Genomic DNA, 24,331 nt, shown 5'->3' on the forward strand with positions numbered 1-24,331 from the left:
TAACCCAAACCACGCGCAAGTGGAAAAAACACAAAAATACAAAAAAACAAACAAATCAATAAAATCTAAATTAAATCATAATGTTAGGGGGTCTTTGCACCAGAACTCACCCAAGCTACCAGGCGCGCATGAAGTGACCTGGTCTTTATTCACACACTTACCCACAGACTCGGCGTGCGATTACACAGAGTCGGCCTGCTTATGACGATTGATCAAGTTTGGGATCGGCAGGCGAAGCGCAAGAAGCAGAAGAATGAGGGCCAGATAAACCAGCGGCTCAATCTGAAACCCTTTCGCCAGCATGATGTAGTGAACCGCGCCCAGAATCGCCGCCGGGAAAACAAGTCGGTGCAACTTGCGCCAACGTGGACCAAGCTTGCGCACAGACCAGTTGTTCGACGTTGCGGCCAGAGGCAGTAACAGCAAAAAGGCGGCCATTCCGACAGTGATGTAAGGGCGCTTGAGGATATCGGCCCAAATCTGACTGAGAACCTGAACGTCAAGCACAAGCCAAACCAGCAGGTGCAAGCCGACATAGCTGAACGCAAGCACTCCGACGGCACGGCGAAACTTCATCAGGTTCAGGTTGGCGAACCGCCGCAAGGGCGTAATCGCCAGACCGAACACCAGAAGTTGCAGCGCAAGCTCACCGTACCTGTGCTCAAGCGCCTCGATCGGTTCGACGCCCAGCCCACCGGTCAGCCCGAGGTAAAACAGCCAGGGCGCCGGAAGCGCTCCTAACAGATAGACAGCCCAAACGGGCACCATGCGAAGGATATGATTCACTGCTTGCACGTTGTCAGTAGAATTTGGTCAGGTCCATGCCTTCGTACAGACTGGCGACCTCTTCTTCGTAGCCATTGAACATCAATGTGGGGACGCGTTTGGCAAACAGACCGCCGCCGATGCGCCGCTCGGACGCCTGCGACCAACGGGGGTGGTCCACAGTTGGGTTCACATTGCTGTAGAACCCGTATTCACCCGGAATGGACATGTTCCAGCTTGTCGGCGGTTCAACATCCGTCAGCGTAATGCGGACGATCGACTTGATCGACTTGAACCCGTATTTCCACGGCACCACCAGTCGCAGCGGTGCACCATTCTGGTTCGGGATCGGACGGTCATAAATCCCCGTTGCCATGATGGTCAGGGGATGCATCGCCTCATCCAGTCGCAGACCTTCGCGATACGGCCATTGCAGAACCGGGAACTGTACGCCCGGCATTTCATCCGGGCGAAGCGCGGTCTGAAAGGCCACATATTTCGCCCCTGCCTGCACGCCCGCCATATTCAGCAGATCGGCAAGCTCAAAGCCATTCCACGGAATCACCATCGACCACGCCTCGACACAGCGGAACCGGTAGATCCGCTCTTCAACGGTCATCTCGGCCTTCACATCCTGAAAGTCGTAATCGCCGGGACGATCGACCATACCGTCGATCTTGATGCTCCAGGGCTCGGTCGTCAGGGCGCCTGCGTATTTGGCTGGATCGTCCTTGCGGGTCCCGAACTCATAAAAGTTGTTGTAGGACGTGATCTCTTCCCATGTGTTCGGCTCAAGCGCCTCCTGTGCGGCACCCGGTCGTGCGATACCCGCCAACCCGACACCAGCCAGCCCGGCCATCACCTGCCGCCGGTTCAGGAACGCCGCCCTCGGGGTAACGTCGGCACGTGTCAAAGTGTTGGTCCAGCGATGCGCCATTTGGGTCTCCGTCCTGTATAAGCGTCGTATGTGACGTAGTGCTCTGATAGCACAGAGCCAAGGAAACAGGCGTCACGTTTGAGCGAAGTCGCTGTAACGTTCGCCTTTGCCTGGCCTCTATCGCACAAGATTGAGGCCAGAATGCCAAGATTGGGTATAGTGGTCAGGTCGCAGCCAGATCTGCGGACCACAAAAAATTTAGCCGACAGGGAGAAGCAAAAATGTGTGACATCTGTGTAATGAATGCCGTCAAAGACAAAATGTTGTCGCGGCGAAACTTCTTCAAGGCTGCCGCTGCCACAAGCGTGGCTGCTGCTGCAACCGGTGCGAGCGCCCCGGCGGCACTGGCAATGGGTCACGGCGGGGTCGAGGATATGACCCATACGCTCAGCTCCGATTTTCCGACTTGGGGAGGTGAGCCCGGTATCTCGGCCGAGCAGGCGTTCAACTTCGCCGAACACGGCTTTAACCTGTTCAACCTGACGATCAATGAACACACCGGAACGCATATAGATGCGCCGCTACACTTCTCGGCAGATGGGGCATCCGTGGACGAGATACCGGTGAACGATCTCGTTGCACCGCTGTGCGTGGTGGATATCGCCGCACGCGCGGCCGAGGAGGCCGACACGCGCGTCACTCCGGATGACCTGAAGGCGTGGATCGCCGCGAACGGAGACATACCGGACGGTGCCTGTGTTGCCATGCATTCTGGCTGGGCTGGCAAAACAGCAACGGATGAGTTCCGGAATTTCGATGGCGAAGCGCAGCACTATCCCGGCTTCCATGTCGAAGCGGCGCAAATGCTGATGGAAGAAACCGGCGCACGGTCGATCGCGGTGGATACGCTGTCACTGGATCACGGCATGTCCGCCGATTTCGCCACCCACTACGCTTGGCTGCCATCGGGCCGGTTTGGAATCGAGTGTCTGGCCGGGTTGGACCGTGTGCCAGCGTCCGGCGCAACACTGGTGATCGGCGCGCCCAAGCACAAAGGCGGCACCGGGGGACCAGCGCGGATTTTTGCGCTGGTATGATCCGAAAAAGTATTCGCGACATTGGCCCACCCTTTCGGTGGGCCTTTTGGTTCGCTAGACATCCTGCCGGGTCGGTCCGGAAATGACACAATACCGATCTGCTTTTGCCACCTTCTCAGGAAAGACTGGCATCGCGGAGGCTGCTTAATTATCCGGCTCGCACAAGAACAATGAATACAGGACAACCCATTGCTTTTTTCCCAAGCCATTCCTTTGTCATTTTCCATATTCTGGCGCCTTGCGATGGTGTTTCCCGTCATGCTGATCGGACTCACGCTCTATGCCTTTGTCGGATTTCTGGTGGGATTCCTGATTGGCCTTCTGATACCAGCGCTGACTTTTATCGTGGCGTTTCTGATCATCGCCTCTTCGACCGCAATTCCGGTGTTGCTTGGAACACGCTTCGGACTGCAGGCCGAGGGCATGCGGCCAAGCATCCGGGTTTGGGGGCTGGTCCTGCCAGCAATCATATATGGTGCGGTTCAGGGCGTCGGAATGACTGTGGTGTTCGGTCTGATGGCTGCGTTTTCGGCGGTGATGATTTCGCCCGAGGTTCTGCAGCTTAACCAGACCGCCGAACAGGCGTTGGGGTATCTGGAGTCCGCCTGGGCGATACCCGCGTTGCTGGCGCTGATCGCGGTGTTTCTGTCTATGTGCTCGATTCGGGCCAGTATGCTGGTTCCGATTGCGTCCGCCTCGATCGGGCGCGATCCGGACGGCATGACCTATACGCCGTTTCGGCATTTCCGCGCGTCGTTTGGCCCGCTCTTTGCGCTGACCATTCTCAGCTATGTTGGGGCGAGCATCCTGTGTTCCGTCCTGATTATTCTGACCTTCGCGTCCGGCGTGGCCCAAGACCTGGCAACCGAGCTGCAGGAATTCGTGAACATGACCAGAGGCACCGCCCCGATCCGGCCGCTCTGGTCGCTGATCGTACTCTACGTCATCTATGTCCTGATCGGGGTTTGGACTTTCAGCCTGCAATGCGCCGGTGGCGTCGTCGGGTATCTGCATCTGAAAAACAAAGCCGAATCCAAACAGCCGTTAATGTATGCCCAGCCCAAGCCGCAACCGACGCCGCCGCCCATCGAAAAATCCGGTCCGAAACTGTCGTCGGATGAGTTACGGGCACTGCGCAAGAGCCGCGAGTTTGGCGGCGTCTAGATAGCCAGACACAAAAAAAGCCCGCCAATTCGGCGGGCTTCTCGGTTTTGAGTCTCAGATCAATGCACCACAGCATCGTCCGGTCTTGGGCGTTCGGACGTGCCCAGTCGATCGCCGATGATCAACCCTTCGGCACCGGCTGTCACTGGAACGGTTTCACCGTCCTTGATCTCACCAGCCAGCAACGCTTCGGCCAGCGGGTTCTGCAAGGCGCGCTGGATCACGCGTTTCAGCGGACGCGCACCAAAGACCGGGTCATAGCCTTCGTTGGCCAGCCATTCCTTGGCACCATCGTCCAAAGCCAGATCGATCTTGCGCGCGGCCAGACGTTTCTGCAAACGCGCCATCTGGATATCGACGATGCCATCCATATCGGCCCGCTTGAGCCGGTCAAAGATGATGGTCTCGTCCAGACGGTTAAGGAATTCCGGCCGGAAGTGCGCCCGAACCGCATCCATCACATCGCGCCTTGCCTGCGCGCTGTCCGCGCCTTCTGGCAACTGGCTGAGCGCCTGAGACCCAAGGTTCGACGTCAGGATGATCAGCGTCTGCTTAAAGTCCACGGTGCGGCCTTGACCATCAGTCAGCACACCATCGTCCAGAACCTGCAACAGTACGTTGAACACATCCGGGTGCGCCTTTTCGACCTCGTCAAACAGCACGACCTGATAGGGCCTGCGCCGCACCGCTTCGGTCAACACACCACCTTCATCATAGCCGACATAGCCCGGAGGGGCACCGATCAGACGGGCAACAGCGTGTTTCTCCATGAACTCGGACATGTCGATGCGCACCATCGCGTTGTCGTCGTCGAACAGAAAGTTCGCCACGGCCTTGGTCAGTTCGGTCTTACCCACGCCGGTCGGCCCAAGGAACAGGAACGAACCCAGTGGACGACCTTCGTCGTTCAGACCGGCTCGCGCCCGACGCACGGCGTTGGCCACGGCGGTCACCGCCGCATCCTGACCGATCACGCGGGAATGCAGATCGTCTTCCATCCGCAGCAGCTTCTCGCGTTCGCCTTCCAGCATTTTCGAGGTCGGGATACCGGTCCAGCGTTCGACCACTGAAGCGATCTGTTCCGGACGCACCGTTTCCTCGGCCATCATTGCGTTGCTTTCGGCGTTCTCGGCCTCGGTCAGCTTTTTCTCAAGCTCAGGGATGACGCCATAGGACAGCTCACCAGCTTTGGCGAGGTTGCCTTCACGCTTGGCGATCTCCAGATCAGCGCGCGCTTTGTCGAGCTGTTCTTTCAGATCACGGGCACCGGCCAGCTTGTCGCGTTCGGCTTGCCATTGGGCGGTCATCTCGGCGGATTGCTCCTGCAGATCGGCCAGATCCTTTTGCAAGGTTTCCAGACGATCCTTGGAGGCCGCGTCGTCTTCCAGCTTCAAGGCCTCTTCCTCGATCTGCATCTGCAGGATCTGGCGATCCAACTGATCCAGTTCTTCGGGCTTGGAATCCACCTCCATCCGCAACCGCGACGCCGCCTCATCGACAAGGTCGATGGCTTTGTCGGGCAGGAAGCGGTCGGTGATATAGCGATGCGACAGCGTCGCCGCCGACACCAGCGCCGAGTCCGAGATGCGCACACCATGGTGCAACTCGTACTTTTCCTTGATGCCGCGCAAGATGCTGATCGTGTCCTCGACGGTCGGTTCAGCCACCACAACGGGCTGGAACCGGCGCGCAAGGGCCGCGTCTTTTTCGACGTATTTGCGGTACTCATCCAGCGTCGTCGCACCGATACAGTGCAACTCACCCCGGGCAAGCGCGGGCTTGATCAGGTTGGCAGCGTCCATCGCGCCGTCGGACTTCCCAGCCCCGACGAGCGTGTGCATCTCGTCGATGAACAGGATGATCTCACCAGCGGCCTCGGTGACCTCGGTCAGAACGGCCTTGAGTCGTTCTTCGAACTCACCACGGTATTTCGCACCGGCGATCAGTGCGCCCATGTCGAGCGCGAGAAGCTTTTTGTCTTTCAGCGATTCCGGCACGTCACCATTCACGATGCGCAAAGCCATGCCTTCGGCAATCGCGGTTTTACCGACGCCAGGTTCACCGATCAGAACAGGATTGTTCTTGGTGCGGCGCGACAGAACCTGCATCGAGCGGCGGATTTCCTCATCCCGCCCGATGATCGGATCGATCTTGCCCTCGGCTGCCGCCTCGGTCAGGTCACGCGCGTATTTCTTGAGGGCTTCATAACCCTCTTCCGCCGATGCGGTATCAGCGGTGCGACCCTTGCGGATATCATTGATCGCCTCGTTCAGTTTCTGCGCCGATACGGCACCGGCCTCCAACGCCTCTTTGGCTTTGGATTTAACCATGCACAACGCCATCAGAACGCGTTCGACCGGCACAAAGCTGTCACCTGCCTTGTTGGCAATCTTTGCGGCCTCATCCAGAACCTTGGCGGTCTGGCCGTCCATGTAAATCTGGCTCGCGTCGCCGCTGACCTTCGGGATTTTGCCCATAGCGGCGTCCAAAGCCTCGACCACGCGGCTTGGCGCGCCGCCAGCGCGCGTGATCAGATTGCTTGCCAGCCCCTGATCGTCATCCATCAATGCCTTGAGTATATGCGTAGGCTCCAGCCTCTGGTGCCCCTCGCGCAGCGCAATCGTCTGCGCCGCTTGCACGAAACCCCGTGCCCGCTCGGTGAACTTGTTCAAGTCCATAGTAATCTCCTTCTATAAGCGCCCCTTGGTGATGCGCCCGCTAGGCGGCACGCGTCGGTTTGGGCCTCACATTCAATTTGGGTAATATCGACGTGTATTCAAGGCCATCTCGTCACAATAACGCAGTCAATACTCTGCGCTTGCAAATCGAAGGTGAATTGCCTCAAATCAACGATACCGAACCGGTATTGAGAACGCCACGCAATGGTTTCGTTAAATGGTCTGCGCATCTGTGTTTCTGAGCAATGGTCGCCTACTATAGGTGACCCCAGCCTGATGGGATGGGTGACTGTCGCTGCTTACGGCATCACCGCAATTTTGTGTCTGGGCGCAATGCGCAAACCTGCAGACCTGGCGGTCAGATCGTTCTGGCTGATCCTGTCGCTGCTGTTACTGGCGCTGATGATCAACAAGCAGCTTGATCTGCAATCGGCGTTGACTGCCGCCGCGCGCTGCCTGTCGCAGATGCAAGGCTGGTACGAGGATCGACGTTCACTGCAGATCGGTTTCATTCTGGTTGTCGCGTTTAGCGGCATCTGGATCGCGATTGTCAGCCTTTGGCTACTGCGCAGACATCTGGGACAGATTGGGTTGGCGTTGCTCGGGCTTATTGCCCTCATATGCTTTGTGATGATCCGCGCCGCCGGGTTCCATAACGTCGACGCGTTGCTAAGCGCAGATTTTCTGTCCATTCGGATGAACTGGGTTTTGGAACTGTCCGGAGTTCTTCTCATTGCGATCAACGCCATTTTCATACTTGCCAAAAGTCAACGCCGCGCAACTGTATAAACGGTGTACCCCCCTGTTTCCGCCAGTTCCCGCGCCCCATACATATCGACGAGAGATCGCGCCGCGTCGCTGCCGGTCGGGCAGGAAACCAAGTCTGCCGCATCGTCCAGAAAGTTCACGGTAAACGCTGTTTCTCCGGTCAGTTGGCAATCGTCATCGGTTGCGCGATAGCCCCCTACGAAACGCAAATCATCGTTGGGTGGAGCAACCGCAGTGACCGCAGACTCGGATGGTGTTTCCTGACACGCGGCCAAACCAACGCAAAATAGAACAAGTTTTCTCATGTCGGTCCCCTTTGGCTAATCCGGTGACCATAGCACAGGACACGCGCTGCGCATGGACAGACCGGCCCGAACCCGTTAGGACGCAGACGTTTGCCAAAAAGGAGCTTGCCCCAATGTCCGATGACCGTCTGATCATTGCCCTTGATGTTCCCAACGCCCTGCAGGGTCTGGCCATGGCCGAGCGGCTGGGAGATACCGTGTCGTTCTACAAGATCGGCCTGGGCATGCTGACCGGCGGCGGGCTGGCATTGGCCAATGAGCTGAAACAGGATCACGGCAAGCGCATCTTTCTGGATATGAAACTGTTCGACATCGGTAACACTGTGGAAAACGCGGTGCGTGGGTTGGCGCAATTCGATCTCGATTTCCTGACGGTGCATGGCGATCCGCATGTGGTCCGCGCCGCAAAAGAGGGGGCCTCGGGCAAAGATCTAAAGATTCTTGCGGTGACAATCCTGACCTCGCTAAACCGGGATGATCTGGACGCCAGCCTGCTGAAAGCGGGCGATGTGCAGGACCTCGTGGTCGAGCGCGCCGCCAAAGCGCTGGACGCCGGAGCCGACGGTGTTATCGCCAGCCCGCAAGAGGCTGCGCTGATCCGCGCCCTTCCCCAGGCCCAGGGCCGTCTGATCGTGACACCGGGCGTACGCCCCGCAGGCACAGCGCTCGGAGACCAGAAACGGGTGGCCACCCCGGCCAGCGCGATCGGTGACGGCGCCGACCATATCGTCGTTGGACGTCCGATCTACCAGGCCGAAAACCCCAAAGCTGCGGCCGAGGCGGTTCTGGCCGAGCTAAATTCTCTGAAACTGAACTGACCCGGTTGACGTGTTTCTCCACCGTTTTTGGTGCAGAATGCGCTGCAACCAGTTGACGTAACGTCAATTTTCGGGTTGCCCGCGCCAATTTGTCCCTGTGCCTGAAAACACACATGCAAAAGTCGAGTTTTGACAATGTCGCGTTCAGGCTATCGCGGATGCGTTTTTTGAACGATTCTAGCCTTGATACACTCCCCAACGGACCGCTTCTTCCTGAGGTCCGTTACCTCTCCCCCGCGCAAAGCGGGGGTCTTCTTTTGGACATACACGAACGGACCGCAGGGCCTTTGATCACGCGTAAGGGGTGATATAAGAAGGGTTCCAAATCTACTGCCCCGCTGCAAGAGGATGTGGATGCCCGGTCTTTGCCGAGATTGCCTGACCTCTTTGACCGACGAACGGCGTTGCCCGTCCTGCGGCAGTCCCCGCGTGACTTCCCATCCTGAACTGTTCGACCTGAGCATCGCCCATATGGACTGCGACGCGTTTTACGCCTCGGTCGAAAAACGCGACAATCCCGAACTGGCTGACAAGCCGGTGATCATCGGCGGTGGCAAGCGCGGGGTCGTCTCGACCGCATGTTACGTCGCCCGCATCCGGGGCGTTCGGTCGGCGATGCCAATGTTCAAGGCGTTGCAACTGTGCCCCGACGCGGTCGTGATCAAGCCGCGCATGTCGGTTTATGCCGAAGCCTCGCGCGCGATTCGCGCGATGATGGACGAACTGACACCGGATGTGGAACCTCTGTCGCTAGACGAAGCCTTCATGGACCTGTCCGGAACCGCACGGCTGCATGGCGCTCCACCGGCGGCGATGCTTGCACGGCTGGTCAAGCGCATGAAAGATGAACTGGGTTTGACCGGCTCGATCGGGTTGAGCCACAACAAGTTCCTGGCCAAGGTCGCCTCGGATCTGGACAAACCACGCGGGTTTTCGGTGATCGGAAAGGCCGAGACGGCCTCGTTCCTGCACGACAAGGCGGTGCGCCTGATCTGGGGAATCGGCCCTGCGGCACAGGAATCGCTCGACCGGGCAGGTATTCGCACTTTCGCCGATCTGCTGCGCTGGGATCAGGAGGCGCTGACCGCACGGTTCGGCGCGATGGGGTACCGGCTCTGGCATCTGGCGCGAGGTCAGGACAAACGGCGCGTTTCGGCGCATGAGCCGATGAAGTCGATCAGCAACGAAACGACATTTTTCGAGGACACGGCCTGTATCGACATTCTGGATGGGCATATCTGGCGTCTGTCAGAAAAGGTCGCAGACCGGGCCAAGGCCAAGGGATTGGCCGGGCGCGTGGTGACGCTGAAGTTAAAGAAAGCCAACCACAAGATTATCACCCGGCGCGTTTCGCTGCGCGATGCAACCCAGATTGCAGATCGGATCTATCGCACTGCCCGCGGATTGTTCGATCAAGTCGGCGATCAGGGGCCCTATCGCCTGCTGGGTTGCGGCCTGTCCGATCTGTGCCCTGAAGACCAGGCGGACACATCCGGCGATCTGCTGGATCCGGGTGCCGCGCGGCGGTCACAGGCCGAGCGGGCAACGGATGCGATACGGAAACGGTTCGGAACTGATGCGATCGTAAAGGGCCGCGCGCTGCGCTGATCCTTATTCAGCCGCCAAACGGGCCGGAAGCGCACCGATCGCGGCGATCTCTGATACAACTTCGTCCAAAATCTCGCGGAAAGACTGGAAATTCTCATTGGGCGCGATCCGGTCTTCATCCATGTACAGGGATCGGTCGATCTCGATCTGGACCGCGTGCTGATAGCGACCGGGCCGCCCGTAGGTCTGCGTCACATAGGCACCGGCAAAGGGCGCATTTCGCGCGACATTCAGCCCTGCCGCTGCAAACGCTGCTTCGATCTGATCTACGATCACGCCAGACGCCGACGCGCCAAAGCGATCCCCCAGGACGATATCGGGCCGTCTTGCTTGTCCGCTGCTGGTGGTCGCCACCGCCTCGTGCGGCATCGAATGGCAATCGATCAGGATCGCCTGCCCGAATTTTTCATGTGATTCAGCCAGCAGGGATTTCAGACGCGTATGGTATGGCCGCCAGTAAGTGTCGATCCGCAGGCGCGCTTCATCCATCGTCAGTTTCCCGTGATAGATCGACCGTCCGTTGGCCACGACGCGGGGAATCACGCCCAGCCCCGAGGCCACACGCGGATTGTGCCCCTGTCGGCGCGCGCCTTGAATCAGCGCCGGGTCCATTTCGTCGGCGCTGCGATTGAGGTCCAGATAGGCGCGCGGCATCGCGGCTTTCAGAAAAGGGGCACCATATCGCGAAGCCCCGTCGAACAGTTGATCAACAAACGCGTCCTCCGAGGATCGAATCACATTGCGATTCAGGACCGAGCGCTTCAAGAACGCCTCGGGGTAGTCCCGACCGCTATGGGGCGACGCAAAAACCACGCAAGAACTGCGGTTTTCAGGTAAGTCCAGATCATAAGCGGCGGTCGGCATGAGCACTCCTTGTTCATGTTGAACATAGACTGGAAAATAGTTCTGCCAAACCCCTTGATCCCCCCAACGACTCCTTTTATAGAGCCCGTCACCGGCGCGGAGTTCCGCGCCCCATTTCGTTATGGGGCTGGGCACGCAAAGGTTCGTGGGCGGTTAGCTCAGCGGTAGAGCACTTCGTTGACATCGAAGGGGTCACAAGTTCGATCCTTGTACCGCCCACCATCGTATCACTGTTTCGGGTCTGACCCGGGGCACCCGCTAACCCAGGCGCTGGCCAGGTCTTTTTGATGAAGGCGCCGCAAAATGGAGACAGACCCATGAAGGTCAAGAACTCGCTCCGCTCGCTCAAGAACCGGCACCGTGACTGCCGTGTTGTGCGTCGCAAAGGCCGCGTCTACGTGATCAACAAGACGCAGCGCAAGTTCAAAGCTCGCCAGGGCTGAGAACTGCACATAGCTGTTTGAAAAAACCGCGCCTCCCGGCGCGGTTTTTTTCATGTCCGGTAATCATTTTGGCGACAGTCAGAATGTCATCCCTGCATGGATCAGGATTCCAACGACCATCAACAGGTTGAGGACCATCGAAATCCCGTTTCCCACATAGATGGGCAATTTGCCGACGACCAAACCGTATGTGAACCAAAGCAGCGATAGCCCCGCATAAAGTGACCAGGACAGCAGGGATTGTCCGGTCGCGTGCTGCGAATGGGTGAAGTACAGCTTTACAAGCTGCGGCAACGTCGCAAACGGTCCGACCACGCCGACAAACACCATGAACCCTTCGAACCGCGCCATCCAGTGACCCAGATTCGACTTTTCAAGCTTTTCGGCCAGTGATTCTGCCATTGCGTCTTTCCCTTAAATTCAGACCTTGTACCGAGGTCTGCCAGCACCTCGACGACAGTTTATCTTTTTTGCAGCCCTGTGCCAGTACTCCGCCAGAATCCACGCAGCCGAAGCGGTTAAGACCAAACTTTGTTGCGGTGCTGAACAAACAAGCCGCGCCCAAGACCGATCAAATCCTCTCACGTCGCGGATTTAGGCAGATTTATTTCATGGATTCACTTGCAAAGCGGCTCACTTCGGTTAATTGAGAAAAACAATCAGGTTTTCCCTGTATGACCACACTCAACATTGGGATACATCATGCTGAAGTCCACGAGCTGCATCGCCTCTGCCCTTTCTGCTCTGATCGCTACGTCGGCCATCGCTGAAGGCGAACTGAACCTCTATTCGTCGCGCCACTATGACACCGACGAAAACCTCTATGCGGAATTCGAAGAGGCCACAGGCATCACCATCAACCGCATCGAAGGCAAGGCAGACGAACTGATCGCAAGGATGGAGGCAGAGGGCGCGAACTCACCCGCAGACATTCTGCTGACAGTCGATACCTCGCGGCTGTCGCGCGCCAAGAATGCGGGCATCCTGCAATCGATCGACAGCGATGTGCTGGAAAAGCGCATCCCGGCCAACCTGCAAGACCTCGACAATCAATGGTTCGGCTTTTCCCAACGGGGACGCATCATTTTCTTCGACAAGGAAAACGTCACCAACCCGCCGACCACCTACGCCGATCTGGCCAAGCCCGAATACAAGGGCATGATATGCATTCGGTCGTCCAACAATACGTACAACCAGACTTTGCTGGCCTCGATCATCACGCATGAAGGGACTGAGGCTGCCAAGGCCTGGGCCGAAGGTATAGTCGCGAACATGGCCCGCGCACCGCAGGGCGGTGACACCGATCAGTTGCGCGGCATTGTGTCGGGCGAGTGCGAGATTGCGGTTTCGAACACCTATTATTTTGCCCGCGCGATCCGCAAAGACGTCAAAGGATTATCGGCTGAACGCGACAAAGTGGGTTTCGTGTTTCCCAATCAGGACAGCTATGGCGCGCATATGAACCTGTCCGGCGCGGGCGTTGCCGCCAACGCTCCGAACAAGGAAAACGCCATCCTGTTCCTGGAGTATCTGGCCAGCGATAGCGCGCAGAAATATTTCTCGGGCGGCAATGACGAATTCCCGGCGGTTGCAAGCGTCGAGGTCGCGGACTCGGTCAAACAGTTGGGCGAATTCAAGGCGGACGATGTCAATCTGTCTGAGGTGGCCAAGAACCTGCCAGAAGCGCAGATGATCTTTAACGAGGTCGGTTGGAAGTAAAGCAACCGCTCTCCGATAGGTGAAAGAGCGCGGCATTGCCTGCGCTCTTTTTTTTCGTTGCGGTGTAATGAAAAATAATAAAGATTGACCGTATCAGAGAAACTTTCCCGGATATGATCGGTGCTGGATACGCTTTCAAACCGCCTAGCAAACCGCCTCAGTGAGTTGAGGACTTCGCGCGCGTGGTCCCTTGACCAACTTGCCGAACACAGCGGCATTAGCCGCGCAACACTGTCGCGCATGGAAAAGGGTGAGGTCAGTCCAACTGCTGAAACGCTCGGGCGGTTATGCGCGGCATTCGGTCTTCCAATGTCGCGCCTGCTGATGATGGTCGAAGACAGTTTTGACCCCCGCGTCCCGTTCGAGCGGCAACCGGAATGGCGCGACCCTGAAACCGGGTTTACCCGCAGATCGGTCTCACCCCCGGCCGCCGGTTTAAGCGGCGAAGTCTTGGAAGGGCACCTGCCGCCGGGCACTGTCATCGCCTATGACGCGCCGCCCAAACCGGGGCAGGAACATCACCTGATCATGCTGGACGGCTCGCTGACACTGACGGTGGATGGCACACCGCATGACCTGACAGGGGGTGATTGCCTGCGGTATCACCTGTCCGGGCCGACCCGCTTTGAAACCAGCGCCACCCGGGGCGCCCGTTACATGTTGTTTCTGATATGATCACACGCCTGACCGACACTTCCTTTGACGCGGCGCTAGAGGATCTGACAGAAATTCTGTACGGCTGCGTTCATGCCGGCGCCAGCATCGGGTTCATCCTGCCTTTTTCCAGGGACGACGCGCGCGCCTATTGGCAAAACTCCGTCCGAAAGGGACTTCGGCGCGGCACGCTGGATTTATTCGTGGCCCGTCAGGACGGACGCGTTCTGGGAACCGTGCAACTGATACCGGCGCAAATGCCCAACCAACCGCATCGCGCGGACGTGGCCAAGCTGCTGGTTCACCCCGACGCGCGCCGCAAAGGGCTGGGTCGCGCGCTGATGGCAGCACTGCAATCGCGCGCGTTCGAACTGCGACGGACGACGCTGGTACTGGACACGCGCAGCACGGACCCGTCGCGCATCCTATACCAAAGCCTCGGTTTTCAAATTGCCGGAGAAATCCCGAATTATTGTCGAAACCCTTTCGACACTCGGTTGGAGCCGACGACTTTCATGTTCAAAGACCTGACCTCGGACCAAGAAGGCCCAGCCACTCCTTAGATGTCGATATCAAGAGCCAGCGCGTGAATGCGGGGGACCACATCGCCCAGCGCCGCATGGACCGCCCGGTGGCGGGCGATGCGGGATTGACCTTTGAACGCGTCCGAGCGGATACGGACGTTGAAATGGCTTTCTCCGCCCTCGCGAAACCCTGCATGCCCTCTGTGACTTTCGCTATCGTCCACGACCTCCAGCTCACGCGGGGTGAATGCCGCCTGAAGGCGGTTACGAATTTCGTCAGACATGGTCATTTTTTTGCCCTGCGACAAAATTTTTGCCGCTTCCCTCTTCTACTCTGTGTCCCTTACGTTAAACTGCTGCCTCCGAGTCGAAAAGACGCGTTCGCAGGAGCAGGCAAATGGAAAAATCAGACCCGTTTGGATTCGATATGTCCGTATCCAGCGCCAAGAAAAAGAAACCGCGTGGGCGGCGGGGCATGTCGGGCGCGTCCGAAACATCTGTGCGTATCTGCGACCATCCGGGCTGTGAAGAGCCGGGCAAATTCCGTGCGCCCAAGGCGCCGGATGTGCTGGATGACTTTTACTGGTTCTGCCAGCAGCACGTGCGCGAATATAACCAGAAGTGGAACTTCTTCGACGGCACGACCGAGGCCGAGTTGAACGCACAACGCTCGAAAGACAAGGTCTGGGAACGCGAGACCAAACCGATGGGCGACCCAGAAGCCCGCGCCTGGGCGCGTCTGGGCATCGAAGACCCGCATCAGGTCCTGGGCTCGAACAGCACGCAGAACAAAGGCCGCACCTCTGGTGGTGGTGGCCGTCGCCTGCCCCCCACCGAACGCCGCGCGATCGAGATTCTGGAAGCAAATGACAGCTGGTCCAAGGCCGAGGTGCGCAAGGCGTACAAAAAACTGATCAAGGTTCTACATCCTGACATGAACGGCGGCGATCGCTCACAGGAAGAACAGCTGCAAGAGGTCGTTTGGGCCTGGGATCAGATCAAGGACAGTCGGAATTTCAAGTAAGCAACGCAAAAGCGTGGGCGGCCGCCAATTGTGGCAACCCGCCCGGCAAACTGCTACGCGGACAGAACGTCCGCGGTATCCGCGTAAAACCGCTCAAGACTTTCCAAGGTCGGGGCGGAATCCATGGGACCCTCGGGAACATTGAGGCCCGCGGCCAGGACGATCGTGTTAACAAAATCAAAGATGCCGCACACCTCGACCACTTCGTACATCGCCCTTTCGCTCCACCCCGCATTGCGGGCGGCGTTGCTGGCAATGGCAATCTCATCACTATTCCTGCCCCGCAAGCTGAGCGCATAACCCAAAAGCGGCTGAATTCGCTCATTGGTGGTTTCGATCGGTCCAGAAAAGACTTCGGCGAACATCGTGTGATAGAAGGTGCAGTAAGGGGTAGTGTTGTGATGTGAAATGAACGCGGCAATGGCTTCACGCTCGCCGCGTGTCAACTCACCCTCAGCGCACATGATGCTATGGAGCAGACGGACCAGCATTTCTGAATTGCGTGGAAACAGCTTCAATACCTCGGTCAGATCACTGCCTGACGTCAGGCCAACAAAGTTTGTCATGTTAATTCAACCCTACTAAAATCGGTCCGCGCGGAGTTCCACCTGACCTTCCTTCATAGCAACCTAGTCGCCGAATTCTCAAATGTCACGAACTCCTCTTGGTCGAGTTTAGTTGTCGTTATGCAAGCTGGAATTGTGCAACGGTTCCGCTGTTTCTTTCGCACCCCACGCCCCAGTTCTGATCGGGAATCGCCGGTCGACGCCACGTGCGATAAGGCCAGTTTCAAAGAAAAACCGGCTCAGCTTTTCTGGTCGGCGTCTTTCCCTTGCCCTTACCCGCAATATGTTGCACCACACACGGGTTCAAACCCGGCAATTCGGGCCAATTGATAAGGACAAGGCGCATGGCTGACGGATCGATTGATATCAACGCAAAACCAACCGAGGAAATCTCGGTCCGTGAAGTGTTCGGCATTGATACCGACATGGCCATCAAGGGCTTTGCCGAACGCAGCGACCGTGTGCCGGTGATCGACCCGACCTACAAGTTCGACCCGGAAACCACGTTGGCTATTCTGGCGGGCTTTTCGCACAATCGCCGGGTGATGATCCAAGGTTATCACGGCACTGGAAAATCGACCCATATCGAACAGGTCGCGGCCCGCCTGAACTGGCCTGCCGTGCGCGTGAACCTCGACAGCCATATCAGCCGGATCGACCTGATCGGCAAGGATGCGATCAAGCTGCGCGACGGCAAGCAGGTGACCGAGTTCCACGAGGGCATTCTGCCCTGGGCGCTGCGCAACCCTGTTGCGATCGTCTTTGACGAATACGATGCCGGCCGGGCGGACGTGATGTTCGTGATCCAGCGCGTGTTGGAGCATGATGGCAAGCTGACGCTTCTGGACCAGAACGAGATCATCACGCCGAACCCGAACTTCCGCCTGTTCGCCACCGCGAACACGGTTGGACTGGGCGACACTACCGGCCTCTACCACGGCACGCAGCAGATCAACCAGGCACAGATGGACCGCTGGTCGCTGGTCTCGACGCTGAACTACCTCAGCCACGATGCCGAGACGATGATCGTTCTGTCGAAAGCGCCTCTGTACAACACCGCCGAGGGCCGCAAGACCGTCAGCCAGATGGTCACTGTTGCCGATCTGACCCGGACCGCTTTCATGAACGGCGACCTCAGCACCGTCATGAGCCCGCGGACCGTGATCAACTGGGCCCAAAACGCAGAGATTTTCCGCGACGTCGGCTATGCCTTCCGCCTGTCCTTCCTGAACAAATGCGACGAGTTGGAACGCCAAACCGTGGCCGAGTTCTATCAGCGTTGTTTTGACGAGGAACTGCCGGAAAGTGCTGCGAGCGTCAGCCTGGGATGATAAGGTACTCTTAGCCACTTGCTTCTGTTTGGCCTTGCTTGCCGGCCCGAATATGGGTTCCGCAAAAACGTCAAACCAGAATGGCTTTGAAAGCCTGCGTCCAATATCTGCTAGCCCGAAAGGTGAAGACGAAGACTTCGTGAACAAGAGGTGTCTAGCATTTCTTGAAGCGATTTTTATCTACCGCATTATTCTTTCGAATCCTTTCGTATTCCCAGAGGGTGCGGCGGATGGGACATTCGATTGGGCGTTGGACTTACGAATGAGTAAAGACCCAAGGGAAGCGTCTGATTTGAGTTTCACGCCCGAAATTTGGGAATACACAACCCAATACACGGAAGAGTTTGGTCCAGTGACATACCCTTCTCCGGTACCTAATAAAGGTCTATATAGTTCGGATAAAGCGACATGCCTGAAAAGGTTCGGAAACAGCGATGAGTAAACCAAACGACAACCCCGCCGACCCGTTCAAGAAGGCCTTGGCCGAGGCCACCAAAGTCATGGCCGACGACCCGGAACTGTCGGTTAGCTACACCGTCGACCCCTCGGGCCTGTCGGGCGAGTCGATGCGTCTGCCGCAGGTCTCTCGCCGCATGACGCGGGAAGAGGTTCTGCTGGCGCGCGGCACGGCGGATGCTTTGGCGTTGCAGCGCCGGTATCATGACGATGCGACCCATAATCGCTATGCGCCTCCGGGAGATATGGCCCGAGATCTCTACGAAGCAATGGAGACCGCGCGGTGCGAGGCGATGGGCGCGCGGGATATGCCCGGCACCGCGTCCAATATCGACGTCAAAATCGGGCACGAAGCGATCCGGCGTGGGTATGACCAGTGCAAACAGCCCGCCGATGCGCCGCTATCTGTGGCGGCGGGTTATTTGATCCGGCATCTGGCGACGGGGCGGGACATGCCACCGGCGGCAGAAAATGTCATGAACCTGTGGCGCGGCTTTATCGAGGAACAGGCAGGCGGCGCGCTGGAAAACCTTGATGAGGTGCTTTCGGATCAGGCCGAATTCGCCAAGTTCGCCCGGCAGATGATCAAGGATCTGGGCTATGGCGACCAGCTGGGCGACGACCCTGACGAGCTGGACGACGAGCAAGAGGACCAAGCCGAAGAAGACGCCGATGAACAGCCTGATCCCGACAGCACCGGCCAGGATGATCAGGACGAACAGGACGCCGACGCGACCCCGGAACAGACTCAGGAAGAACAGCAGGATCAGTCTCAGGCCCAGGTCTCGATGGACGAGATGGCCGAAGATGAGATGGGTGACGAGGCTGAAATGCCCGAAGGCGAGGCCCCTTTGGAGCCCCCTGCCCCGCCGCCTGCCTCCGAGGCGGACCCGGATTACAAGGTCTATCTGAACACCCATGACGAAGAGATTGCCGCCGAAGATTTGGCCGAACCGGCCGAGTTGGAACGGCTGCGCGCTTATCTGGATCAGCAACTTGAACCACTGAAGGGCGCGGTGAGCCGGTTGGCGAACAAGCTGCAGCGTCGCCTGCAGGCGCAGCAGAACCGGTCCTGGGAGTTCGACCGCGAGGAAGGCATTCTGGACGCAGGCCGTCTGGCGCGCGTGGTGGCGAACCCGACCACACCGTTGAGTTTCAAGGTCGAGAAAGACACCGAGTTTCGCGATACCGTGGTGACACTTCTGCTGGACAATTCGGGCTCGATGCGCGGTCGCCCGATTTCCATCGCTGCAATCTGTGCGGATGTTCTGGCGCGCACGCTGGAACGTTGCAACGTGAAGGTCGAAATTCTGGGCTTTACCACCCGGGCCTGGAAAGGCGGTCAGGCGCGTGAGGCGTGGCTGAACGCTGGCCGTCCACAGCAACCGGGGCGTCTGAATGACCTGCGCCACATCATCTACAAAGGGGCCGACGCCCCCTGGCGGCGCGCGCGTCCCAATCTGGGGCTGATGATGAAAGAGGGCTTGCTGAAGGAAAACATCGACGGTGAGGCATTGGAATGGGCGCATCGCCGGATGCTGGCCCGGCGCGAAGCCCGCAAGATCCTGATGGTGATCTCCGACGGTGCGCCGGTTGATGACTCAACGCTCAGCGTGAACCCGGCAAACTACCTGGAGAAGCACCTGCGCGACGTGATCGCCATGGTCGAAAAGCGTAAGGCGGTGGAACTGCTGGCCATTGGTATTGGGCATGACGTGACCCGATACTATGACCGCGCCGTGACGATCACCGATGTAGAACAACTGGCCGGTGCTATGACTGAGCAACTGGCGGCCCTGTTCGACAGCGACCCGCGCGCGCGGGCACGGGTCATGGGGATGAAGCGCGCCAGCTGAACAGTGCCCATCTCGTGCGAAACTCGGTGCGCTGAACGGAACGCTTCGGCTTGTGTTCGGTCCCGGCATTCGCTTGCGCCTGCCGCGACTGCGGCGATTGCGGGCGAAGTTTGTCGGGCGGATAGCGCAGTAGCGTCGTATCGAAAGGAAGCATCATTGTTGGGTCCTCCAAGGCTGATGTTCTGATCTTCCTTTGTCCGGGCAGGCTTCGCTTGAAGAACATCCTGTGAATTTACTTAGAAAACCCTGATTTTGGGTGGCCACCTTGCCGTGAGTGCGTTTGGCGGGTGATAGTCCTTGAATGCGTTACGTGTTTGCAGATTATGTTTTGGACACTGAGGGCCACGTGTTGCTTTGCAATAATGAGCCCGTGGATATCGAACCTCAGGTGTTCGATCTGTTGCATTTACTGGTCCGAAACCCCGGCAGGCTGATGAGCCGCGACGACATTGTCGCGGATGTCTGGAAGGGCCGGATCGTTTCGGAATCAACCATAAGCGCACGTATCGCATCGGCGCGCAAAGCAATCGGAGATAGCGGCAGGTCGCAAAAATTGATCCAGACAGTCGCGAGGCGCGGTCTGAAGTGGGTCGCCGAGGTATCGACGGAAGAGAGAGTTTCTTCTGAACCATCGGTGGCAGGACAACGCATACGGTATGCCCAAACCCCGGAAGGCCAGTCACTTGCCTATGCGGTAACAGGTTCGGGACCCAATGTTTTGCGCGGCGGGTATAACTCAACTGATCTTGAGGCCGAATGGAACACGCCATCGGAACGCCAATTGTTTGAGACACTTGGCGCACGCTTTTCCCTGTTGCGGTTTGACCCGATCGGATTTGGCCGCTCGGATCGGTCCCTGAAACGCTTCTCGTTCGATTCTTCTGCCGAAAACATGATCCTGGCAGCAGATAGCGCCGGTTTCGAACGGTTTGCGCTCTATTGCGAATCCGGCGGCGTGCTGGCGGCGATACGCGTTGCTGCCAGATACCCCGAGCGCGTGACACGGCTGGCAATTGTGGGCGGCTATGCCGAAGGGCGCGGGCGCCGGGAGCCAAACGTTGAATCGGACGCTCTGCGGTCAATGGCCGCCGAGGGCTGGAACGCGCCGGAAATCAGTTTCGTGTCCGCGATGATGCTTAGCTATTTTCCTGAAGGGCCGTTGGACGCAGTACATAACATGGCCCGAAACCTGCTCAGTGCCTGCTCTCAGGATGTGATGCTGCAGCTGCGCGATGCAATCCATCAGGAGTCGGTGCTTACGCTCTTGCCGCAGGTCCAGTGCCCAACCCTGGTGATCCATTCGCGGCACGACAATGTCCACCCGGTTTCCGAGGCACAGAAACTGGCCGCCGGAATTCCAAATGCCGAACTATTGGTGTTAGAGAGCGCAAACCATATTCCATTACCGGGCAACGCCGTTTGGGCCGAATTCGTCGACGCTCTGATCGGCTTTCTGGACGAATAGCGCGTCGCCCAATTCAAGTCTGGACATTTCAGGTTGCGCGCATCACCTTTTCGCCGATCACCCCGGATGATGAGGCCGCAATGTTCCAGTCTTTCGAAGTCACCGCCCGCCCGGAACAGGGGCCTCCGCGACTTGCCGCGCTGCGCGCCGAAATGGCGCGCGAAGGGCTGGACGGTTTCCTGATCCCCCGGGCGGATGCGCATCAGGGGGAATATGTGGCTCCGCGGGATGAGCGGCTGGCCTGGCTGACAGGTTTCACCGGATCAGCCGGATTTTGCGCCGCGCTGACCGATATCGCAGGCGTCTTCATAGATGGCCGCTACCGCACGCAGGTCAAAGCGCAGGTTGCCAAGGATTATACGCCCGTACCTTGGCCGGACATTGCTCTGGGCGCGTGGTTGAAGACGCATTTGCCCCAGGGCGGTAAAGTCGGTTTCGATCCCTGGCTGCATTCTGCCGGACAGATCGCGGCTGTTGAAAAGGACCTGAGCGGAAGCGGCGTCGAGCTGGTGCGCTATGAAAATCTGATCAATCGCATTTGGTCGGACCAGCCCGACCCTCCGATCAACCCTGTCAAAGCGCACCCAATTGAATTTGCCGGAGAAAGCGCTGAAAGCAAAATCTCGCGGCTGTCTGAAACTCTCAAACAAGCCGGACACAAGTCAGCGGTGATTACGCTGCCGGATTCGATCATGTGGCTGCTGAACATCCGCGGATCGGACATCGCCTATAACCCGGTCGCGCATGGTTTTGCCATTCTCGACGCCGACGGGACGGTTGATTTGTTCATGGCTGAGGAAAAACTGAAGGACCTGCCTCAACCGCTCGGGTCAACCGTGAATCTGCGCCCACCCGAGGGCTTCCTGGATGCCGTCGCAAAGCTGAGCGGCAGTGTTCAGGTCGACCTGGCCACCGTACCGCAGATTGTAGCGGACGCGTTGGGCGAGCGCATGGTCGATGACGGCGATCCCTGTGCGTTGCCCAAAGCGCGCAAAAACCCGGCCGAGATCGAAGGGACCGCGCAGGCGCATCTGCGCGATGCAGCGGCTGTTGTCGAACTGCTGAGCTGGCTGGATGCGCAGCCCCCGGGCAGTCTGACCGAAACGCAGGTTGTCACCCGGTTGGAGGAATGCCGCCGCCGCGATAACGCCTTGCAGGATATCTCGTTCGATACCATCGCAGGCACCGGACCAAACGGCGCGATCATGCATTACCGGGTGACCGACGAGACCGACAGCCGCCTGGAGAACGGTCAATTGCTGGTTCTGGACAGCGGCGGGCAATATCTTGACGGAACCACTGACATCACCCGCACCATCGCGATTGGAGAGGTCGGGGACGAGGAAAAAGCCTGTTTCACACGCGTTCTGAAAGGCATGATCGCGATGTCGATGCTGCGCTGGCCTGTTGGCCTGGCCGGGCGCGACATCGAATGTGTCGCGCGGTTGCCCCTTTGGCTTGCGGGTCAGGATTTCAACCACGGTGTCGGCCATGGGGTCGGAACCTATCTCAGTGTTCACGAAGGCCCTCAGCGCCTGTCCCGCGTCAGCCATGTGCCGTTGGAACCGGGTATGATCCTGTCAAACGAACCGGGCTATTATCGCGAGGGTGCGTTTGGCATCCGGCTGGAAAATCTGGTGGTGGTCGAGGACGCCCCTGCCCTGCCCGGCGGCGACGACGACCGCGCGATGCTGTGCTGGCGCACCCTAACTTATGTCCCGATTGATCGTCGGCTGATCGTGTTGGATATGCTGACGCCCGAAGAATGCGCCTGGCTGAACGCCTATCATCGCGACGTTGCGGAAAATATCCGCCCGAGGCTGGGCGAGGACGCGCAACTGTGGTTGGATGCCGCAACTGCGCCGGTCTGACGCCGGACTGTTACATATTTTGGGCAAAGAAATAGCCCTGACAAGACGAGGGAAGGAGCAGACATGACTGATCACATCACCATCCGCAAGGCACCGGGCAAATGGAGCGTTCGGTCCGGTGGCGCAATTCTGGGTGAGACGACGGGTGCCTTGGAACTGCTGGAAGGCGACAAGGCCCCGGTGATCTATTTCCCTCGCAGGGATATTGCCATGGCGTTTCTGGACCGCACTGACAAGATCACCCATTGCCCCGGTAAGGGCGACGCCGCGCATTTTTCGATCGTCAACAAATCTTCGGTGACCGAGAACGCAGTCTGGAGCTATGAAGACCCGATCCCGGCGGTCTCGGAGATCAAAGAGTACATGGCGTTTTATCCCACGGAGTCCATAAAGGTCGAGCAGCTCTGACCAGTAACTCTAACCGGTCGGTCAGGACATCCACGCTCAACCAAAGGAACGCATATGAAAGTCGGGCTGTTTTCGTCAGCTAAGAACGAAGGTCCCTTTTTGCTGGAATGGGTGGCCTATCATATGCTGGTCGGGTTCACGGATATTGTCATCTACAGCAACGATTCAACGGACGGGACAACGGAACTGCTGGATGCGCTTGATGAAAGCGGCGTTATCTCCCACGTTTTGCAGGATCTGAAGCCGGATCAGGCCCCTCAGAAGCAGGCTGCGGAGACGGCCTTTGATCACGCGGCGTTCAAAGATGCCGACTGGCTGATGTGGCTGGATACGGATGAGTTCCTTTATTGCCAGAATCCCGACAACAACGTGATCGAACTGATCCGAAAAATTGAACCGAGCTGCACGGGAATAACGGCCAATTGGCTGAATTTCGGTGACGGAGGCCATACGTCCTGGTCCGACGTTCCGGTCACGCAGAAATTCGTACGGCGCGGCAACCCGGACCACGTCAGCATGGTCCAGTTCAAGACCCTGTTCAAGAAGACCAACAAAATCCGGGGCTTCGGGTTACACCGCCCCTGGTTCATCTGGGGTTACCAACCCGAAGACGGGCTGTTTGTGAACGCCGAAGGTGAGGACATGAACGAGGGATTCTACCGTGCGGGAGGTCGACGGAAACACAGGTTGGGTGAATCTCCGCCCGAGTTGGTGGCCCATGATTGGGTCTCCGTCTGCCATTATGCGGTCAAGACGCGCGACAGCTTTGAAATCAAGAAGCAGCGCGGTCAAGGAACCAAGAAAATCGGGGCCGATAACCGATCCTCCAGATTTCGAGAGAGGTATTGGGACCTATTCAACCGAAACGAAGTTTATGACCCGCGAATGCTGGAACTTGCAGACAGGTTGCGGGAAAAAATGGACGAACTGCAGGCAATCCCTGTGATCGCCAAGGCTCATCAGGATTGCCTGCAACGATACCGTGAGAGCTTGGCGAACCTACCGACCGAAAAGGCAACCAGCGGGTCAAACCCCGAGTGAGGCCCGATTCACGTGTAGCGTGGTGGGCG

At 58.2% G+C, this 24,331-nt stretch carries 24 protein-coding genes and 1 tRNA gene; 17 read left to right on the top strand and 8 right to left on the bottom strand.

What is annotated here, in order from left to right; genetic code table 11:
* Positions 1-180 precede the first annotated feature (180 nt).
* Together msrQ and msrP are read right to left on the bottom strand one after the other, a co-directional pair.
* Complete coding sequence (msrQ, locus tag ACR0JA_RS12850) at positions 181-795, bottom strand: protein-methionine-sulfoxide reductase heme-binding subunit MsrQ (RefSeq protein WP_480575158.1); 615 nt, start codon at positions 793-795, stop codon at positions 181-183.
* A 4-nt stretch (positions 796-799) separates the two neighbouring features.
* On the bottom strand, positions 800-1,702 hold the full coding sequence (gene msrP, locus ACR0JA_RS12855; RefSeq protein WP_480575161.1) for a protein-methionine-sulfoxide reductase catalytic subunit MsrP: 903 nt from the start codon (positions 1,700-1,702) through the stop codon (positions 800-802).
* 221 nt (positions 1,703-1,923) lie between these two features.
* Here msrP and ACR0JA_RS12860 point away from each other — a divergent pair, with 221 nt between their 5' ends.
* Both ACR0JA_RS12860 and ACR0JA_RS12865 read left to right on the top strand, forming a co-directional pair.
* A complete protein-coding gene (locus tag ACR0JA_RS12860) occupies positions 1,924-2,739 on the top strand; it encodes a cyclase family protein (protein ID WP_480575164.1) in 816 nt (271 codons plus the stop codon).
* A gap of 189 nt (positions 2,740-2,928) precedes the next feature.
* Positions 2,929-3,903, top strand: a complete 975-nt coding sequence (locus tag ACR0JA_RS12865) for a hypothetical protein (RefSeq protein ID WP_480575167.1) — start codon at positions 2,929-2,931, stop codon at positions 3,901-3,903.
* A gap of 59 nt (positions 3,904-3,962) precedes the next feature.
* Here the strand turns inward: ACR0JA_RS12865 and clpB are convergent, their stop codons facing one another.
* The gene (clpB, locus tag ACR0JA_RS12870; protein WP_480575169.1) at positions 3,963-6,581 is read right to left on the bottom strand and encodes an ATP-dependent chaperone ClpB; all 2,619 of its coding nucleotides are present in this window, start codon (positions 6,579-6,581) and stop codon (positions 3,963-3,965) included.
* A gap of 276 nt (positions 6,582-6,857) precedes the next feature.
* On the opposite strand from clpB, the gene ACR0JA_RS12875 reads away from it, so the two are divergent.
* Positions 6,858-7,370, top strand: a complete 513-nt coding sequence (locus ACR0JA_RS12875) for an isopropylmalate isomerase (protein WP_480575172.1) — start codon at positions 6,858-6,860, stop codon at positions 7,368-7,370.
* Here ACR0JA_RS12875 and ACR0JA_RS12880 read toward each other — a convergent pair.
* Entirely contained in the window at positions 7,349-7,654 is a 306-nt protein-coding gene (locus ACR0JA_RS12880; protein ID WP_480575175.1) for a hypothetical protein, read from the bottom strand. The two genes, ACR0JA_RS12875 and ACR0JA_RS12880, sit on opposite strands and share 22 nt — an antisense overlap.
* A 113-nt stretch (positions 7,655-7,767) precedes the next feature.
* Between ACR0JA_RS12880 and pyrF the strand changes: the two genes are divergently transcribed.
* Positions 7,768-8,472, top strand: coding sequence for an orotidine-5'-phosphate decarboxylase (pyrF, locus tag ACR0JA_RS12885; RefSeq protein WP_480575178.1), 705 nt, complete (start codon positions 7,768-7,770; stop codon positions 8,470-8,472).
* 354 nt (positions 8,473-8,826) lie between these two features.
* Positions 8,827-10,080, top strand: a complete 1,254-nt coding sequence (locus ACR0JA_RS12890) for a DNA polymerase IV (protein ID WP_480575180.1) — start codon at positions 8,827-8,829, stop codon at positions 10,078-10,080.
* Positions 10,081-10,083: 3 nt separating this feature from the next.
* Here ACR0JA_RS12890 and ACR0JA_RS12895 read toward each other — a convergent pair whose 3' ends face one another.
* The gene (locus ACR0JA_RS12895; protein WP_480575183.1) at positions 10,084-10,944 is read right to left on the bottom strand and encodes an N-formylglutamate amidohydrolase; all 861 of its coding nucleotides are present in this window, start codon (positions 10,942-10,944) and stop codon (positions 10,084-10,086) included.
* Positions 10,945-11,091: 147 nt separating this feature from the next.
* Here ACR0JA_RS12895 and ACR0JA_RS12900 point away from each other — a divergent pair.
* Positions 11,092-11,166 (top strand) — tRNA-Val (locus ACR0JA_RS12900).
* Between the two features lie 95 nt (positions 11,167-11,261).
* Positions 11,262-11,387, top strand: coding sequence for a type B 50S ribosomal protein L36 (ykgO, locus tag ACR0JA_RS12905; RefSeq protein WP_005648635.1), 126 nt, complete (start codon positions 11,262-11,264; stop codon positions 11,385-11,387).
* A 78-nt stretch (positions 11,388-11,465) separates the two neighbouring features.
* On the opposite strand, the gene ACR0JA_RS12910 is transcribed toward ykgO, so the two are convergent.
* Entirely contained in the window at positions 11,466-11,789 is a 324-nt protein-coding gene (locus ACR0JA_RS12910) for a SemiSWEET transporter (RefSeq protein ID WP_480575186.1), read from the bottom strand.
* A gap of 300 nt (positions 11,790-12,089) precedes the next feature.
* Here ACR0JA_RS12910 and ACR0JA_RS12915 point away from each other — a divergent pair, with 300 nt between their 5' ends.
* From ACR0JA_RS12915 to ACR0JA_RS12925, 3 genes are all read left to right on the top strand, one after another.
* Positions 12,090-13,106, top strand: coding sequence for a Fe(3+) ABC transporter substrate-binding protein (locus ACR0JA_RS12915; protein WP_480575189.1), 1,017 nt, complete (start codon positions 12,090-12,092; stop codon positions 13,104-13,106).
* 120 nt (positions 13,107-13,226) lie between these two features.
* Complete coding sequence (locus tag ACR0JA_RS12920; RefSeq protein ID WP_480575192.1) at positions 13,227-13,781, top strand: helix-turn-helix domain-containing protein; 555 nt, start codon at positions 13,227-13,229, stop codon at positions 13,779-13,781.
* Positions 13,778-14,323, top strand: coding sequence for an N-acetyltransferase family protein (locus ACR0JA_RS12925; protein WP_480575195.1), 546 nt, complete (start codon positions 13,778-13,780; stop codon positions 14,321-14,323). Before ACR0JA_RS12920 ends, ACR0JA_RS12925 begins: the two co-directional genes overlap by 4 nt.
* Here the strand turns inward: ACR0JA_RS12925 and ACR0JA_RS12930 are convergent.
* Positions 14,320-14,574, bottom strand: a complete 255-nt coding sequence (locus ACR0JA_RS12930) for a BolA family protein (RefSeq protein ID WP_480575198.1) — start codon at positions 14,572-14,574, stop codon at positions 14,320-14,322. The genes ACR0JA_RS12925 and ACR0JA_RS12930 overlap by 4 nt on opposite strands.
* Before the next feature lie 107 nt (positions 14,575-14,681).
* On the opposite strand from ACR0JA_RS12930, the gene ACR0JA_RS12935 reads away from it, so the two are divergent.
* Complete coding sequence (locus tag ACR0JA_RS12935; protein ID WP_480575201.1) at positions 14,682-15,308, top strand: J domain-containing protein; 627 nt, start codon at positions 14,682-14,684, stop codon at positions 15,306-15,308.
* Positions 15,309-15,361: 53 nt separating this feature from the next.
* Here the strand turns inward: ACR0JA_RS12935 and ACR0JA_RS12940 are convergent, their stop codons facing one another.
* Positions 15,362-15,874 carry a carboxymuconolactone decarboxylase family protein gene (locus tag ACR0JA_RS12940; RefSeq protein ID WP_480575203.1) on the bottom strand — a complete coding sequence of 171 codons (513 nt, stop codon included), beginning with the start codon at positions 15,872-15,874 and terminating at the stop codon, positions 15,362-15,364.
* 344 nt (positions 15,875-16,218) lie between these two features.
* Between ACR0JA_RS12940 and cobS the strand changes: the two genes are divergently transcribed.
* The 6 genes from cobS (at position 16,219) to ACR0JA_RS12970 (ending at position 24,302) form a co-directional block, all read left to right on the top strand.
* Positions 16,219-17,205, top strand: a complete 987-nt coding sequence (cobS, locus tag ACR0JA_RS12945) for a cobaltochelatase subunit CobS (protein ID WP_480575206.1) — start codon at positions 16,219-16,221, stop codon at positions 17,203-17,205.
* A gap of 434 nt (positions 17,206-17,639) precedes the next feature.
* Positions 17,640-19,517 carry a cobaltochelatase subunit CobT gene (gene cobT / locus ACR0JA_RS12950; protein WP_480575209.1) on the top strand — a complete coding sequence of 626 codons (1,878 nt, stop codon included), beginning with the start codon at positions 17,640-17,642 and terminating at the stop codon, positions 19,515-19,517.
* A gap of 301 nt (positions 19,518-19,818) precedes the next feature.
* Positions 19,819-20,982, top strand: a complete 1,164-nt coding sequence (locus ACR0JA_RS12955; RefSeq protein WP_480575212.1) for an alpha/beta hydrolase — start codon at positions 19,819-19,821, stop codon at positions 20,980-20,982.
* Between the two features lie 80 nt (positions 20,983-21,062).
* A complete protein-coding gene (locus tag ACR0JA_RS12960) occupies positions 21,063-22,853 on the top strand; it encodes an aminopeptidase P family protein (protein ID WP_480575215.1) in 1,791 nt (596 codons plus the stop codon).
* Between the two features lie 63 nt (positions 22,854-22,916).
* On the top strand, positions 22,917-23,261 hold the full coding sequence (locus tag ACR0JA_RS12965; protein ID WP_480575218.1) for a DUF427 domain-containing protein: 345 nt from the start codon (positions 22,917-22,919) through the stop codon (positions 23,259-23,261).
* Between the two features lie 54 nt (positions 23,262-23,315).
* On the top strand, positions 23,316-24,302 hold the full coding sequence (locus tag ACR0JA_RS12970) for a glycosyltransferase family 2 protein (RefSeq protein WP_480575221.1): 987 nt from the start codon (positions 23,316-23,318) through the stop codon (positions 24,300-24,302).
* Positions 24,303-24,331: the final 29 nt, after the last annotated feature.

The organism is Ruegeria sp. AM4 (genome assembly GCF_056540665.1).

Coding starts and splice junctions, on each gene's coding strand:
- msrP (WP_480575161.1), bottom strand. CDS start 1,702: ATGGCGCATCGCTGGACCAACACTTTGACACGTGCCGACGTTACCCCG.
- ACR0JA_RS12860 (WP_480575164.1), top strand. CDS start 1,924: ATGTGTGACATCTGTGTAATGAATGCCGTCAAAGACAAAATGTTGTCG.
- clpB (WP_480575169.1), bottom strand. CDS start 6,581: ATGGACTTGAACAAGTTCACCGAGCGGGCACGGGGTTTCGTGCAAGCG.
- ACR0JA_RS12875 (WP_480575172.1), top strand. CDS start 6,858: ATGGGATGGGTGACTGTCGCTGCTTACGGCATCACCGCAATTTTGTGT.
- ACR0JA_RS12880 (WP_480575175.1), bottom strand. CDS start 7,654: ATGAGAAAACTTGTTCTATTTTGCGTTGGTTTGGCCGCGTGTCAGGAA.
- pyrF (WP_480575178.1), top strand. CDS start 7,768: ATGTCCGATGACCGTCTGATCATTGCCCTTGATGTTCCCAACGCCCTG.
- ACR0JA_RS12890 (WP_480575180.1), top strand. CDS start 8,827: ATGCCCGGTCTTTGCCGAGATTGCCTGACCTCTTTGACCGACGAACGG.
- ACR0JA_RS12895 (WP_480575183.1), bottom strand. CDS start 10,944: ATGCCGACCGCCGCTTATGATCTGGACTTACCTGAAAACCGCAGTTCT.
- ykgO (WP_005648635.1), top strand. CDS start 11,262: ATGAAGGTCAAGAACTCGCTCCGCTCGCTCAAGAACCGGCACCGTGAC.
- ACR0JA_RS12910 (WP_480575186.1), bottom strand. CDS start 11,789: ATGGCAGAATCACTGGCCGAAAAGCTTGAAAAGTCGAATCTGGGTCAC.
- ACR0JA_RS12915 (WP_480575189.1), top strand. CDS start 12,090: ATGCTGAAGTCCACGAGCTGCATCGCCTCTGCCCTTTCTGCTCTGATC.
- ACR0JA_RS12925 (WP_480575195.1), top strand. CDS start 13,778: ATGATCACACGCCTGACCGACACTTCCTTTGACGCGGCGCTAGAGGAT.
- ACR0JA_RS12930 (WP_480575198.1), bottom strand. CDS start 14,574: ATGACCATGTCTGACGAAATTCGTAACCGCCTTCAGGCGGCATTCACC.
- ACR0JA_RS12935 (WP_480575201.1), top strand. CDS start 14,682: ATGGAAAAATCAGACCCGTTTGGATTCGATATGTCCGTATCCAGCGCC.
- ACR0JA_RS12940 (WP_480575203.1), bottom strand. CDS start 15,874: ATGACAAACTTTGTTGGCCTGACGTCAGGCAGTGATCTGACCGAGGTA.
- cobS (WP_480575206.1), top strand. CDS start 16,219: ATGGCTGACGGATCGATTGATATCAACGCAAAACCAACCGAGGAAATC.
- cobT (WP_480575209.1), top strand. CDS start 17,640: ATGAGTAAACCAAACGACAACCCCGCCGACCCGTTCAAGAAGGCCTTG.
- ACR0JA_RS12955 (WP_480575212.1), top strand. CDS start 19,819: ATGCGTTACGTGTTTGCAGATTATGTTTTGGACACTGAGGGCCACGTG.
- ACR0JA_RS12960 (WP_480575215.1), top strand. CDS start 21,063: ATGTTCCAGTCTTTCGAAGTCACCGCCCGCCCGGAACAGGGGCCTCCG.
- ACR0JA_RS12965 (WP_480575218.1), top strand. CDS start 22,917: ATGACTGATCACATCACCATCCGCAAGGCACCGGGCAAATGGAGCGTT.
- ACR0JA_RS12970 (WP_480575221.1), top strand. CDS start 23,316: ATGAAAGTCGGGCTGTTTTCGTCAGCTAAGAACGAAGGTCCCTTTTTG.